10 protein-coding genes and 1 riboswitch are annotated in these 12,888 nt (G+C 73.0%); of the genes, 2 read left to right on the top strand and 8 right to left on the bottom strand.

Annotated elements, in window-relative coordinates; genetic code table 11:
• Positions 1–25 precede the first annotated feature (25 nt).
• The 3 genes from OIB37_RS22555 to OIB37_RS22545 all read right to left on the bottom strand — a co-directional run bounded on the left by OIB37_RS22555 (position 26) and on the right by OIB37_RS22545 (position 3,435).
• On the bottom strand, positions 26–1,489 hold the full coding sequence (locus OIB37_RS22555) for a glycine hydroxymethyltransferase (protein WP_330459409.1): 1,464 nt from the start codon (positions 1,487–1,489) through the stop codon (positions 26–28).
• A 31-nt stretch (positions 1,490–1,520) separates the two neighbouring features.
• Positions 1,521–1,610, bottom strand: a riboswitch (ZMP/ZTP riboswitch).
• Positions 1,611–1,858: 248 nt separating this feature from the next.
• Positions 1,859–3,046 (bottom strand): glutathionylspermidine synthase family protein, encoded by a 1,188-nt coding sequence (locus OIB37_RS22550; protein WP_330459408.1) that lies wholly within the window; start codon positions 3,044–3,046, stop codon positions 1,859–1,861.
• Between the two features lie 17 nt (positions 3,047–3,063).
• Entirely contained in the window at positions 3,064–3,435 is a 372-nt protein-coding gene (locus OIB37_RS22545) for a hypothetical protein (RefSeq protein WP_330459407.1), read from the bottom strand.
• A 370-nt stretch (positions 3,436–3,805) separates the two neighbouring features.
• Here OIB37_RS22545 and OIB37_RS22540 point away from each other — a divergent pair, with 370 nt between their 5' ends.
• Positions 3,806–4,699 carry a hypothetical protein gene (locus OIB37_RS22540; RefSeq protein ID WP_330461932.1) on the top strand — a complete coding sequence of 298 codons (894 nt, stop codon included), beginning with the start codon at positions 3,806–3,808 and terminating at the stop codon, positions 4,697–4,699.
• A 334-nt stretch (positions 4,700–5,033) separates the two neighbouring features.
• Here OIB37_RS22540 and pdxR read toward each other — a convergent pair whose 3' ends face one another.
• Entirely contained in the window at positions 5,034–6,437 is a 1,404-nt protein-coding gene (gene pdxR / locus OIB37_RS22535; protein ID WP_330459406.1) for a MocR-like pyridoxine biosynthesis transcription factor PdxR, read from the bottom strand.
• Between the two features lie 47 nt (positions 6,438–6,484).
• Here pdxR and OIB37_RS22530 point away from each other — a divergent pair, with 47 nt between their 5' ends.
• Positions 6,485–6,985 (top strand): carboxymuconolactone decarboxylase family protein, encoded by a 501-nt coding sequence (locus OIB37_RS22530; RefSeq protein WP_330459405.1) that lies wholly within the window; start codon positions 6,485–6,487, stop codon positions 6,983–6,985.
• A gap of 308 nt (positions 6,986–7,293) precedes the next feature.
• Here OIB37_RS22530 and OIB37_RS22525 read toward each other — a convergent pair whose 3' ends face one another.
• The 4 genes from OIB37_RS22525 to OIB37_RS22510 are packed head-to-tail and all read right to left on the bottom strand — an operon-like array spanning position 7,294 to position 12,836.
• Complete coding sequence (locus OIB37_RS22525; protein ID WP_330459404.1) at positions 7,294–8,259, bottom strand: ABC transporter substrate-binding protein; 966 nt, start codon at positions 8,257–8,259, stop codon at positions 7,294–7,296.
• 1 nt (position 8,260) lies between these two features.
• The gene (locus tag OIB37_RS22520) at positions 8,261–10,219 is read right to left on the bottom strand and encodes an ABC transporter permease (RefSeq protein ID WP_330459403.1); all 1,959 of its coding nucleotides are present in this window, start codon (positions 10,217–10,219) and stop codon (positions 8,261–8,263) included.
• Positions 10,219–11,307, bottom strand: coding sequence for a quaternary amine ABC transporter ATP-binding protein (locus tag OIB37_RS22515; protein ID WP_330459402.1), 1,089 nt, complete (start codon positions 11,305–11,307; stop codon positions 10,219–10,221). Before OIB37_RS22515 ends, OIB37_RS22520 begins: the two co-directional genes overlap by 1 nt.
• Positions 11,304–12,836, bottom strand: a complete 1,533-nt coding sequence (locus OIB37_RS22510) for a GMC family oxidoreductase (RefSeq protein WP_330459401.1) — start codon at positions 12,834–12,836, stop codon at positions 11,304–11,306. The genes OIB37_RS22515 and OIB37_RS22510 overlap by 4 nt, the downstream gene beginning before the upstream one ends.
• Between the last annotated feature and the right edge of the window lie 52 nt (positions 12,837–12,888).

Below are 12,888 nucleotides of genomic sequence, written 5' to 3'. Positions count from 1 at the left end.
AGCGCCGGCAGCGCCTGCCGGGGCGTCAGCCCAGGTCGATCTCCGGGTAGAGCGGGAAGGCGGCCACGAGGTCGGTGGCCCGGCGGGAGATCTCGTCGGAGATCTTCGGGTCCAGGACGTGGGCGGCCTTGGAGGGAGCGCCCGACTTGGTGGTGCCGGGCTCGGTGGTGGTGAGAACGCGGTCGATGAGGCCGGCGACCTCGTCCATCTCGGCCGTGCCGAGGCCGCGGGTGGTGAGGGCCGGGGTGCCGATGCGGATGCCGGAGGTGTACCAGGCGCCGTTGGGGTCGGCGGGGATGGCGTTGCGGTTGGTGACGATGCCCGAGTCCAGCAGGGCGGACTCGGCCTGGCGGCCGGTGAGGCCGTAGGAGGAGGCGACGTCGATCAGGTTGAGGTGGTTGTCGGTGCCGCCGGTGACCAGGGTGGCACCGCGGCGCATCAGGCCATCGGCGAGGGCGCGGGAGTTGTCGACGATCCGCTGGGCGTAGTCCTGGAAGGAGGGCTGCCGGGCCTCGGCGAGGGCGACGGCCTTGGCGGCCATGACGTGCGGGAGCGGGCCGCCGAGGACCATCGGGCAGCCGCGGTCGACCTGGTCCTTGAGGGAGTCGTCGCACAGGACCATGCCGCCGCGCGGGCCACGCAGGGACTTGTGGGTCGTCGTGGTGACGATCTGGGCGTGCGGGACCGGGTCGAAGTCGCCGGTGAGGACCTTGCCTGCGACCAGGCCGGCGAAGTGGGCCATGTCGACCATGAGTGTGGCGCCGACCTCGTCGGCGATCTCCCGCATGATCCGGAAGTTCACCAGCCGGGGGTAGGCGGAGTAGCCGGCGACGATGATCAGCGGCTTGAACTCGCGGGCCTGGGCGCGCAGGGCCTCGTAGTCGATGAGACCGGTGGCCGGGTCGGTGCCGTAGGAGCGCTGGTCGAACATCTTGCCGCTGATGTTGGGCCGGAAGCCGTGGGTGAGGTGGCCGCCGGCGTCCAGGGACATGCCGAGCATGCGCTGGTTGCCGAAGGCCTGGCGCAGCTCGGCCCAGTCGGCGTCGGAGAGCTCGTTGACCTGGCGGACGCCGGTCTTCTCCAGGAACGGGACCTCGACGCGGTCGGCGAGGACGGCCCAGAAGGCGACGAGGTTGGCGTCGATGCCGGAGTGCGGCTGGACGTAGGCGTGCCGGGCGCCGAACAGTTCGCGGGCGTGCTCGGCGGCGAGGGACTCGACGGTGTCGACGTTGCGGCAGCCGGCGTAGAAGCGGCGGCCGACGGTGCCCTCGGCGTACTTGTCGCTGAACCAGTTGCCCATCGCCAGCAGGGTGGCCGGGGAGGCGTAGTTCTCGGAGGCGATCAGCTTGAGCATGTCGCGCTGGTCGTGGACCTCCTGGCCGATGGCGTCGGCCACGCGCGGCTCGACGGCGCGGATGACGTCGAGGGCCGCACGGAAGGCGGTGGACTCGATCGACAGGGGGGCGGACTCGGCGGTGCGGTCGGACATGGGGACCTCCGGACGTGGCGTTCTGCGTGCTCGGTTCGGCCCAGGCGCACGGCACTCGTTCCCACTCGGGCCGCTCCCCGATGGTCCGTCCCATCCCAGCGCGCCAGTCACGGCCCGTGGCCAGCCTACCGGCCACGCCGCGGCGTCCCGCGTCCGTCGTCCACCATGCGGGCGAAGGACGCGGGGACGGCACCATGCGGGCGGCGGGCAGCCGGGGCCTCGGAGAATCGCCCGTGCGGCCTCGCAGGATCGCTCGTGCGGCCTCGGAGGATTACCCATGCGGCCTCGCAGGATCGCCCGTGCGGCCTCGGAGGTTCGCCCGTGCGGCTCAGAGCATGACGGGCGGCTCGGAGGGCGAGGCGGGCGGCCTCAGAGGATGACGTGGGGCAGGAAGCGGGCGTAGGTGTCGGTGATCAGGCCGGAGGACTCGCGGATGCCGAGGCCCGCCGACTCGTCCTGGACGACCCAGGCGCCGAGGACGACGTGGTTGCCGTCGAAGGCGGGCAGCGGGGCCAGCTCCTGGTAGCAGCAGGGCTCGTCGTCCCGTAGGACCGCGGGAGCGCCCGGCTCGTGCACGGTCACGCCCGCGCCCTCCCGGCCGAGCAGGGGCTTGGCGACGTACCCGGTCGAGTCGGCCAGCTCGCGCGGGCCGTCCAGGTAGGCGGGCAGGAGGTGGGGGTGGCCGGGGTACAGCTCCCAGAGGATCGCCAGCAGGGCCTTGTTGCTCAGCAGCATCTTCCAGGCGGGCTCGATCCACAGCGTGCTGCCGGTGCCGCCGCCGTTGTCGAGCGTGTCCAGGACGTGGCCGCCGAAGTCGTCGGTGGTGAGCCATTCCCAGGGGTAGAGCTTGAAGATGCTCCGGATGAAGCGGAGCCGGTTGTCCACGAAGCGGCCGGAGAGGCTGTCCCAGCCGATCTCCTCCATGGAGATCCAGTCGGTGTCGAGGCCGGCCTGCTCGGCGGTCTCCTTGAGGTAGGCGACCGTCATCAGGTCCTCGCCCAGCTCGTCGACGGAGGAGTGCGCGAAGTGCAGGGGGCTGCCGGGCGGGAGGAGCGCGGCCTGCTTGCGCCAGGCGTCGACGAGGCGTTCGTGCAGGGAGTTCCACTGGTCGGCGCCGGGGAACCGGTCCGCCATCCAGAACCACTGCGGGGAGGCCGCCTCGACCAGCGAGGTGGGGGTGTCGGCGTTGTACTCCAGGAGCTTGGCCGGGCCGGTGCCGTCGTAGCGCAGGTCGAAACGGCCGTAGACGGAGGGGAGTTCGTCCCGGCGGTGCCAGGCCTCGGTGACGGCGCGGGCGACGCGCGGGTCGGTGATGCCGAGGTCGGCGAGGCGTCCGCGCTCCACGATGTGCCCGGCCGCGGCCAGGCACATCGCGTGCAGTTCCTCGACGGCCTCCTCCAGCGCCTCGACCTCCTCCAGCGAGAAGACGTAGTAGGCGCTCTCGTCCCAGTACGGGCGCAGGACGTCGTCGGGGTGCCGGGTGAGGGGGTAGACGAGTCCCTGTTCCTCGACGGTGCGCTGCCAGTCGGGGCGGGGTGTGATGGTGCGGCGTTCCATGTGGCGCTCCCGGTCGGTCAGCCGCCGGAGCTGCCGTGGCCGCCGCCGAAGCCGCCACGGTGGACGCCGGTGCGGTGGCTGTCGCTGTCGTCGTCGGAGTAGCGGCTCGAACGGCCCGAGCTGCCCTTGGACGGCTTGACGAAGGAGCCCCCGTCGATCCAGGAGCCCTTCTTCTTTCCGTTGTAGTACCAGGCGCCGTTCACCGCGGACTTCGCCGACTTGCAGTTCTTGTCGGAGACGACCTTGTAGCCCTTGGTGAGGTTGTAGCTGCCCCGGTCGACACAGCGCTTGTCCGGCTCGGACGAGCAGGCGGTCAGGGCGGCGGCAAGGAGGCCCATTCCGCCGAGGACGACCGTGGTGGACCGGAATTGTCGGCGTGCGTTCGCCATGCTGTCTCCCCCGTCGGCTGCGTGTTCTCGGCCCCCAGCCTAGAGAAGGGTGAGAACTGCTGTGCGGGAGACCCCAGATTCGCCCGCTCGCCTAGGGCCTCTCTTCCGGATCTTGCCGGGGTCGCGGGGCCTGGCACGCACTCCCCCAAGCTCTGCGAGCAGGGGGTACCCCCAGCGGCGTTGTCGTCACTCTCCCCCAAGCTCTCGGCTTCGCTCGAGCAGGGAGGGACCCCCATCGCGCCGCGTCGACTCCCTCCTCCGCCTTGCAGCTGCACGCACCAGACCCCGCTCGGGTCGGCCAGAAGGCACCGCAGACCGGAGCCGGCCTGATCCGGAAGAAAGACCCTAGAGTCGCTTCGTGCTGTTTGGAATGGTGTGCGCCCTCGGGGCGGCGGTCTGCTTCGGTACCGCGACGGTGTTGCAGGCGATGGCCGCGCGGGCGGCGGGCTCGCCGCAGGGCGCCGAGGCGGCGGCGGGCGAGGCAGCGGTCGGCGAGGCAGCGGTCGGTGAGGCGGCGCTGCTGCTGCGGGCCGTGCGGCAGTGGCGGTATCTCGCCGGGCTGGCGCTGGACGGGCTCGGCTTCCTGCTCCAGATCGCCGCGCTGCGCTCGGTGCCGATCTACGCGGTGGGCGCGGCGCTCGCGGCCAGCCTGGCGGTGACGGCGGTGGTGGCCGCGCGGCTGCTGCGGGTCCGGCTGAGCGGGCTGGAGTGGGCGGCGGTCGGCGTGGTGTGCGCGGGGCTCGCGCTGCTCGGGCTGGCCTCGGGCACGGAGGGCGACCGGAGCGGACCGGGGTGGCTGCCGTACGCGATGCCCGCGGCCGCTGCCGGGGTGCTGCTGCTGGGCGCGGTGGGGCGCCGGCTGTCCGGCAGGGCCCGCGCCCTGCTGCTGGGGCTCGGTGCGGGGTTCGGCTTCGGCGTGGTGGAGGTGGCGGTCAGGCTCATCGACTCGCTCGACCCCGTCGCCCTGCTCACCGACCCGGCGGTCTACGGTCTGCTGCTCGGTGGTGGTTGCGCGTTCCTCCTGCTGACCTCGGCCCTCCAGCGCGGCTCCGTGACCACGGCGACGGCCGGCATGGTGATCGGCGAGACGATCGGCCCGGCGGTGGCCGGCGTGGTCTGGCTCGGCGACCGCACCCGGGAGGGGCTGGCCTGGGCGGCGGTGCTGGGCTTCGCGGTGGCGGTGGCGGGCGCGCTGGCCCTGGCCCGTTTCGGGGAGGCTCCGGCCGGGACGAACACACCGGCCCCCGCCTCCGCGGCACGGTGAGCGACGGCGCCCGTGCCCTCCGGGCGGGCGCCTCGCCGGGAGCGGCCGGGGCCCCGACGCGACGAACCCCGGCTCCGTTTGAGGAGGCGGGGTTCGTCTTCTTGAGCGCCGGGCAGGCCTTGCACCTGCATTTCCCCGCAGGAAGCGGGGCGTCTTTCCTTGGACCACCAACGCGTGTCCAGACTCCGGGAGTTCCGGCGGCCTGTTCAAGATCCACTGTAGCGCAGGGCCGCTCGGGCGCCAACCCCCCGGCGCCCTCTGTGCGAAAACCTCCGGGGCCGGGCGCCCTCGGGTCCGCTCCCCCGCGCCCGGGACAGGGCCGGCCCGTGACCGGTCACGGCAGTGCCCTGCACAGCGCCTCCAGCGCCCCCGCCCATCCGCTGTCCGGCGGGGTGCCGTACCCCACCACCAGGGCGTCCAGGAGTGGGGCGACGGCCTCCGGGTGCCGGTGGAAGGACAGGCCGTGCAGGGCCAGCCCCTGCCAGGCCGCGGCCTGGACGACGGACCGTTCGGTGCCGGGAGGCAGCCGCAGCACCGCGTGCAGACCGGCGGCGATCCCGGTCACCTCGATGCGGGGGGCGTCGGGCGCGCGGCCGGCGACGGCGGCGGCGAGGGCGTCGCGGCGGCGCCGGTAGCGCAGCCGGGCGGAGCGGACGTGCCGGTCGTAGGCGCCGGAGGTGAGGAACTCGGCCAGCGTCAGCTGGTCCAGCACCCCGCAGCTGTCGATCGCGCCCTTGGCCGCGACCGCCTCCTCCAGCAGGGACGGGGGCAGCGCCATCCAGCCCAGCCGGAGTCCGGGGGCGAGGGACTTGCTGGCGGTACCGAGGTAGACGACCCGGTCGGGGTCGAGGCCCTGGAGCGCGCCGACGGGCTGGCGGTCGTAGCGGAACTCGCCGTCGTAGTCGTCCTCCAGGACCAGCCCGCCCGTCCGGCGCGCCCAGTCCACGACGGCGGCCCGCTGGTCGGGGTGCAGCGGCACGCCCATCGGGAACTGGTGGGCGGGGGTGAGCAGGACCGCCCCCTCGTCGCTCAACGCTCCCGTCTCCGTGCCGAGTTCGCCGTACGGCAGCGCGCGCGTCGCCAGTCCTTCGTCCCGCAGCAGCGCCCAGTGGGCGTCGAGGCCGTACGACTCCACCGCCACCGTGTCCGCCCCGCGCGCCCGCAGGACCGTGCCGAGGATGCGCAGCGCGTGGGAGAAGCCCGCGGTGATCAGGAGGGAGTCGGGGGCGGTGCGGACGCCGCGGGCGCGGGCGAGGTAGCCGGCCAGGGCGGTGCGCAGTTCGGGGCGGCCGCGCGGGTCGCCGTAGCCGAGGGCCTGGAAGGGGGCGGTGGCGAGGGCGCGGCGGGCTGCCTTGAGCCACTCGGCGCGCGGGAAGGCGGCGAGATCGGGGGTGCCGGGGACGAGGTCGTGGACGGGACGGCCCACCTCGCGGCGCGGAGGTGCCGCTCCGGGGCCGGCCGGCGGGCCGGCGGCCAGTTCGGCGACCCGGGTTCCGGAGCCCTGGCGGGCGGTGAGCCAGCCCTCGGCGACCAGGTCGGCGTAGGCCTCGGCGACCGTGTTGCGGGCGATGCCGAGGTCGGTGGCGAGGGAGCGGGAGGAGGGCAGCCGGGTGCCGGGGGTGAGGCGGCCGGTGCGGACCGCGTCGCGCAGCGCGTCTGTCAGACCGCGTCGCAGGCCGCCGGTGCCGGCCGGTTCAAGGTGCAGGTCGACGCCCCAGGTGGCCCATGGTTCCGCCATGGAAATGGACCATACTCCTGGGCTTTCCCGCTCCTAGGGTCGGACACATGAGTACCGCACAGGAAACCTCCGCATACGCCCCCGCACACACCCCGCGCCTGAACTGGACCGAGCACGCGCCCGACGTCTACAAGGCGATGGCCCGGCTGGACGCCGCCGCCCGGCAGGGCCTGGACCCCAAGCTGTGCGAGCTGGTCAAGATCCGCGCCTCGCAGCTCAACCACTGCGCGTTCTGCCTCGACATGCACACCAAGGACGCCCTCGCGGCCGGGGAGAGCATGGAGCGGATCATCCAGCTCAGCGCCTGGGAGGAGTCCCGGCACTTCTACACGGAGAAGGAGCTGGCGGCGATCGAGCTGACCGAGGCGGTCACTGTCCTGACCGACGGCTTCGTGCCCGACGAGGTGTACGAGAAGGCCGCCAAGCACTTCGAGGAGGTCGAGCTGACCCGGCTGATCGCCGCGATCACGGTGATCAACGCCTGGAACCGCTTCGCCGTGACGACCAGGATGGTCCCGGGCAACTACCGGCCCGGCCAGCACGGGTGACCCAGGGGGTACCGGCCGGGGACGAGGTGTACCCCTTCCGGTCCCCGCACCGGGACCGCGCCCCGGACGATCCGCCCGTCCCGCTCCCGGGGCCGCTCGACGTGCTCGGCCGCCAGAACGGCGAGGGCCCCGCGCACGCCGCGCACGCCGCGCTCGGCGTACTCGGCGTGCGAGGGGCCACTCGTGTCACGTTCGGAGCGGGGCTCCGGCGGGCGGCCGCGACCGCGTCGCGTGCGACCGTGCCGCGTGCGACCGTGCCGCGCGGGATCGTGCCGCGCGGGATCGCGGCCGCCCTGCGGCGGTACCGCTCAGGACAGCCATCGCTTCCACGTGGACTCGTGGCCGTCCACCCACTTCTTCGCCGCCTCCTGAGGGCTGAGCTTCTGGTCGGCGATCATCAGGGAGACCTCGTTCTGGTCCTCGGTGGTCCACCGGAACTTCTTCAGGAAGGCGGCGCCCTCTCCACCGGACTTCGCGAAGTCGGCGTTGAGGAACTTGCGCAGCGGGGTGTGCGGATAGGCGCAGGTGATCTTGTCCGCGTCCGTGTCGCAGCCCTCCTTGTACGGCGGCAGCTTCACCTCCGTCATGGGGACCTTCTTGAACAGCCACTGGGGTGTGTACCAGTAGGTCAGGAAGGGCTTCTTCTCCTTGGCGAACTGCCTCATCTGGGTGATCTGGGCGGCCTCGGAACCGGCGAACACCACCTGGTAGTTCAGCTTCAGGTTCTTCACCAGGGCCTTGTCGTGGGTGACGTAGGCCGGGGAGCCGTCCATGATCTGGCCCTTGCCGCCGCTCTCCGGGGTGCGGAAGAGGGAGGCGTACTTGTTCAGGTTCCGCCAGTCGGTGATGTCCGGGTGCTGCTTGACCAGGTAGGTGGGGACGTACCAGCCGATGTGCCCGGTCACCCCGAGGCCGCCCGCGTAGGAGACCGTCTTCTTGTCGTCGACGTACCGCTTCTCCTGCTCGGGGTGGCTCCAGTCCTCCAGGAGGGCGTCGACCCGGCCCTGGCTGAGGGCGTCCCAGGCGGGCACCTCGTCGACCTGGACGGTGTCGACGCGGTAGCCGAGCTTGTGTTCGAGGATGTACTGGGCGACGGCCACGTTGGACTGCGCGCCCACCCAGGACTGCACGGACAGGGTCACCGACTTGGCGCCGCCCGCGTTCGCGAAGGGGCTCGCCTGCTTGGTCATGTCGGCGGCGCCGCAGCCCGTGGTCACACCCGCGACGACGGCGGAGAGGGCGACGGCCACCAGGGCGGTGGTACGGACGCGCATGTCAGGCTCCCTTCTTCGCGTGCCGTTCGACGGGCTGGGTCACCCGGTCGAGCATCAGGCCGAGGCAGACGATGGCCGCGCCGGCCACCAGGCCGGTCGCCAGGTCGCCCTGGGCGAGGCCGAAGGCGACGTCGTAGCCGAGGGCGCCACCGCCGACCAGACCGCCGATGATGACGACGGCGAGGACCAGGACCACGCCCTGGTTGACGGCCAGCAGCAGCGACCGCCTGGCGAGCGGCAGCTGGACCTGCCAGAGCTGCTGGCGACTGGTCGCGCCGAGCGAGCGCGCCGACTCCATGGCGGCCGGGTCGACCTGGCGCAGGCCCTGCGCGGTGATCCGGACGACGGCGGGGAGGGCGTAGACGACGGCGGCGGCGACGGCGGGCGCGCGGCCGACGCCGAACAGGGCGACGACGGGGATCAGGTACACGAACTGCGGCATGGTCTGGAAGACGTCCAGGACCGGGCGCAGCACGCGGTCGACGCGTGCGTCGCGGGCGGCGGCGATACCGGTCGCGACACCGAGGACCAGGGTGACGGCGACGGCGGCCAGCACCTGGGAGAGGGTGTCGAGGGCGGGCTGCCACACACCGAGCGCGCCGATCGCGGCCATGGCGAGCACGGCGGTCAGGGCGGTGCGCCAGGTGCCGATCAGCCAGGCGAGCGCGGCGACGATCAGCAGCACCGACCACCAGGGCAGCCACTGCAGGCCGGAGCGGACCGGGTCCAGCATCCAGGTGGTGAAGTGACCGGCCCAGTCGGCGGTGCCGCCGACGACCGGGACGCCGGAGTAGAGGTGAGCGGTCATCCAGTCGACGGCCCGGTTGACCGGAGCGGCGATGTCCAGCGTCCAGCCGGAGGGCCAGTCGAGCCTGCCCAGCAGTCGGGCGGCCAGGGCGACGGCCGCAGCGGCGGCGAGCGCGTACGGCCAGCCGACGGCGCCGGGCCTGTCGGAGTCGCCGGCGCCGCGTCCGGCGGCGCCGGTGACCCGGTCCAGGACGACGGCGAGCAGCACGATCGGGATGCCGGCCGCGAGGGCGGCGCCCACGTCGACCGAGGCGAGCGCCTGGTAGACGCGGTCGCCGAGGCCGCCGGCGCCGATGACCGAGGCGATGACGGCCATGGACAGCGCCATCATGATCGTCTGGTTGAGGCCGAGGAGGAGTTCCTTGCGGGCCAGCGGGATACGGGCGGTCAGCAGCCGCTGGCGGGGCGTGGACCCGAGCGACTCGACGGCCTCCAGCACCTCGGGGTCGGCGCCGCGCAGGCCGAGCGCCGTGAGGCGGGCCATGGGCGGGGCGGCGTAGACGACGGTGGCGAGGACCGCCGCGGGGACGCCGATGCCGAAGACCAGGACGACGGGCAGCAGGTACGCGAACGCCGGGAGCACCTGCATGGTGTCGAGGACGGGCCGCAGCGCGCGGTCGAGGCGGTCGGAGAGACCGGCGCCGAGACCGAGCACGGCGCCGACGGCCACGGAGGCGAGGACGGCGACGACCATCAGCGCGAGGGTCTGCATGGTCGGCACCCACATGCCGAGGGCCCCGCAGGCCAGGAAGGCCGCGGCGGTGCCGAGGCCGAGGCGGACCCCGCCCAGGCGCCAGGCGGCGAGTCCGCCGAGGGCGGTGACGCCGGCCCAGCCCAGGGCGAGCAGCGCGAGGTAGACCGCGCGCACGCCGAGGACGACGCCGTTGCTGATGTGGCCGAAGAAGTACAGGAAGAGCGGGTGGGTGTCGCGGTGGTCGACGACCCAGTCGCTGGCGTCGGCGAGCGGCTTGGAGAAGTCGACGGTCAGCGCGTGCGGCCAGGCGCCGCTGCCGAAGTGGCCGTGCGCGAGGGGCACCAGCACGGCGGCGACGACGGCGAGCGCGAGCAGCTTGCGGGCCGCGGGCCGGCGCAGGACGGCGGGCAGCGCCGGGCGCGTGGCGGCGGACGTGGTGGGGGTACTGACGGTGGCCATCACGCCGCCTCCTTGAGCGGCTCCGTTCCGGCGACGACCGCGAGCAGCCGCTCGTGGTCGACGACGCCGAGGCAGTGGCCCCCGTCCATCACCCGGGCGGGTGCTCCGGTGCGAGCGACGGCCTCGATGGCTTCGGAGACCGTGGTCTCCGGGTCGAGGACTGCGCCGCCGGCCGTCTCGCCGGGGGCGGCCGGGCGCATGGCGGTGCGGCAGGTGACGACCTGTTCGCGCGGGACGTCGCGGACGAACTCGCGGACGTAGTCGTCGGCCGGGGAGCCGACGATCTCCTCGGGGGTGCCGAGCTGGACGACGCGACCATCGCGCATCAGGGCGATGCGGTCGCCGAGCTTCAGCGCCTCGGACAGGTCGTGGGTGATGAAGACCATGGTGCGGCCCTCCTCCTGGTGCAGCCGGGTCACCTCGTCCTGCATGTCCCGCCGGATGAGCGGGTCGAGGGCGCTGAACGGCTCGTCGAAGAGCAGCACCTCGGGGTCGACGGCGAGGGCGCGGGCGAGTCCGACGCGCTGGCGCTGGCCGCCGGAGAGCTGTTCGGGGCGGCGGTGCTCCATGCCCTCCAGGCCGACCTTGGTGACGAACTCGGCGGCCCGCTCGCGCCGTTCGGACCTGCCGACGCCCTGGATCTCCAGGCCGTAGGCGACGTTGTCCAGGACCGTGCGGTGCGGGAGCAGGCCGAAGTGCTGGAAGACCATCGCGGCGCGGTGGCGGCGCAGTTCGCGCAGCCGGGCCTTGTCCATGGCACGCACGTCCTCGCCGTCGATGGCGATGGTGCCGGCCGTCGGCTCGATGAGCCGGGTCAGGCAGCGTACGAGGGTGGACTTGCCGGAGCCGGACAGGCCCATGACGACGAAGACCTCGCCCTTGCGCACGTCGAAGGAGACGTCGCGCACGGCGGCGGTGCAGCCGGTGCGGGAGCGCAGTTCGGCGGGGTCGAGCCGCTGGAGTTCCGGGTCGGCCGGGACGCGGTCGGCCTTCGGGCCGAAGACCTTCCACAGGCCGTCGACGGAGAAGACCGGGGCCCCGGCGGGCGTGTCGGTGGGGGGCTTACGCGTGGGAACGGTGAGAGTCATCGGGCGTCACCTCCGAGCAGGTCGACGGCCTTCTCCCCGACCATGAGCACCCCGATCATCGGGTTCACGGCGGGCATCGTCGGGAAGACGGAGGCGTCGGCGATACGGATGCCGTCGAGGCCGCGGATCCTCAGATCCGGGTCCACTACGGCGAGTTCGTCGTCGGCGGCGCCCATCTTGCAGGTGCCGGCCGGGTGGTACACGGTGTGTGCGGCCTTGCGGGCGTACTCGCTCAGTTCGGCGTCGCCCAGGATCTCCGGGCCGGGGCACACCTCGCGCTTGAGCCAGCCGGCGAGCGGCTCGGCCTTGGCGATCTCGCGGGCGATACGGATGCCGTCGACGAGGGTGCGGGCGTCGTAGTCGTCCTCGTCGGTGAAGTAGCGGAAGTCCAGGGCGGGCTTCACGGCCGGGTCGGCGCTGGTGAGGTAAAGGCGGCCGCGGCTCCTGGGCTTGGGGATGTTCGGGGTCATCGAGACGCCGAACTCGGGCCGTTCGTAGCCCAGTCGCTCCGGGTTGTCCGTGAACGGGACCTGGTAGAAGTGGAACATCAGGTCCGGGCCCGCGTGTGCGGGGTCGCGGCGCACGAACAGGCCCGCGTCGGAGTCCATGGCGGAGTTCTCCGGGATCGGGCCGTGGGTCTCCCAGACGATGACCGACTCGGGGTGGTCGAGGAGGTTCTCGCCGACGCCCGGCAGGTCGAGCACGACGGGGATGCCGAGCGCCTCCAGGTCGGCGCGCGGGCCGATGCCCGAGTGCAGCAGCAGGCGGGGCGAGTCGACGGCGCCCGCGCACAGCAGGACCTCCTGGCGGGCCCGGATCAGCAGTTCCTCGCCGTCCTTGGTGCGCACGTGGACACCCTCGGCGCGGGTGCCGTCCAGCTCCAGGCGGTGCGCCCAGGACTCCAGGTAGAGGTGGAGGTTGGGGCGCTCGTCCATCACCGGGTGCAGGTAGGCCACCGAGGCGGAGGAGCGCTTGTTGTTCTCGGGGTGGTAGGCGAGGTCGAAGAAGCCGGCGCCCTCGGTGAACGGCTTCTTGTTGAAGCCCTCGACGCGCGGGACCCCGAGTGCCGCCTGCGCGGCGTCGACGAAGTCGCGGGCGATGGCGTTCCGGTCCTTCTCGTCGACGGAGACGATGTTGTTGAGCAGGCGGGCGAAGTAGGCCTCCATGGGGACGGCGCCCCAGCCCTTGGCGCCGGCCTCCTCCCACTCGTCCCAGTCCGTCGGGAGCGGCTTGAAGGAGATGAGGGTGTTGTGCGAGGAGCAGCCGCCGAGCACGCGGGCGCGGCTGTGCCGGATGTGCGAGTTGCCGCGGGGCTGTTCGGTGGTCGGGTAGTCGTAGTCCAGCTCGCCGCCGAGCAGGCCCATCCAGCGGCGCAGGGTCAGCACGTCGTCGCGGCCGACGTCGCTGGGGCCGCCCTCGATGACGGCGACGGTGACGTCCGGGTTCTCGGTGAGGCGGGAGGCGATGACGGACCCGGCGGTGCCGCCGCCGATGACGACGTAGTCGTAGAGGTGGGGGGTGTGGGACATGGTGGTGCTTGCTCCGGAGGCTCTGGGGGGACGGGGGCGCGTGACGGGGCTG

The organism is Streptomyces sp. NBC_00820 (genome assembly GCF_036347055.1).
Classification (GTDB): Bacteria; Actinomycetota; Actinomycetes; order Streptomycetales; family Streptomycetaceae; genus Streptomyces.
Note: the sequence above shows the minus strand (reverse complement) of the source record. Positions and strands in the feature narration are given on the sequence as shown.

What these genes read in the sequence shown, in the direction of transcription:
- OIB37_RS22550 (WP_330459408.1), bottom strand. Translation starts at nt 3,046, where the DNA reads ATGGAACGCCGCACCATCACACCCCGCCCCGACTGGCAGCGCACCGTC.
- OIB37_RS22545 (WP_330459407.1), bottom strand. Translation starts at nt 3,435, where the DNA reads ATGGCGAACGCACGCCGACAATTCCGGTCCACCACGGTCGTCCTCGGC.
- OIB37_RS22515 (WP_330459402.1), bottom strand. Translation starts at nt 11,307, where the DNA reads ATGACTCTCACCGTTCCCACGCGTAAGCCCCCCACCGACACGCCCGCC.
- OIB37_RS22555 (WP_330459409.1), bottom strand. Translation starts at nt 1,489, where the DNA reads ATGTCCGACCGCACCGCCGAGTCCGCCCCCCTGTCGATCGAGTCCACC.
- OIB37_RS22540 (WP_330461932.1), top strand. Translation starts at nt 3,806, where the DNA reads ATGGTGTGCGCCCTCGGGGCGGCGGTCTGCTTCGGTACCGCGACGGTG.
- OIB37_RS22525 (WP_330459404.1), bottom strand. Translation starts at nt 8,259, where the DNA reads ATGCGCGTCCGTACCACCGCCCTGGTGGCCGTCGCCCTCTCCGCCGTC.
- OIB37_RS22530 (WP_330459405.1), top strand. Translation starts at nt 6,485, where the DNA reads ATGAGTACCGCACAGGAAACCTCCGCATACGCCCCCGCACACACCCCG.
- OIB37_RS22520 (WP_330459403.1), bottom strand. Translation starts at nt 10,219, where the DNA reads ATGGCCACCGTCAGTACCCCCACCACGTCCGCCGCCACGCGCCCGGCG.
- pdxR (WP_330459406.1), bottom strand. Translation starts at nt 6,437, where the DNA reads ATGGCGGAACCATGGGCCACCTGGGGCGTCGACCTGCACCTTGAACCG.
- OIB37_RS22510 (WP_330459401.1), bottom strand. Translation starts at nt 12,836, where the DNA reads ATGTCCCACACCCCCCACCTCTACGACTACGTCGTCATCGGCGGCGGC.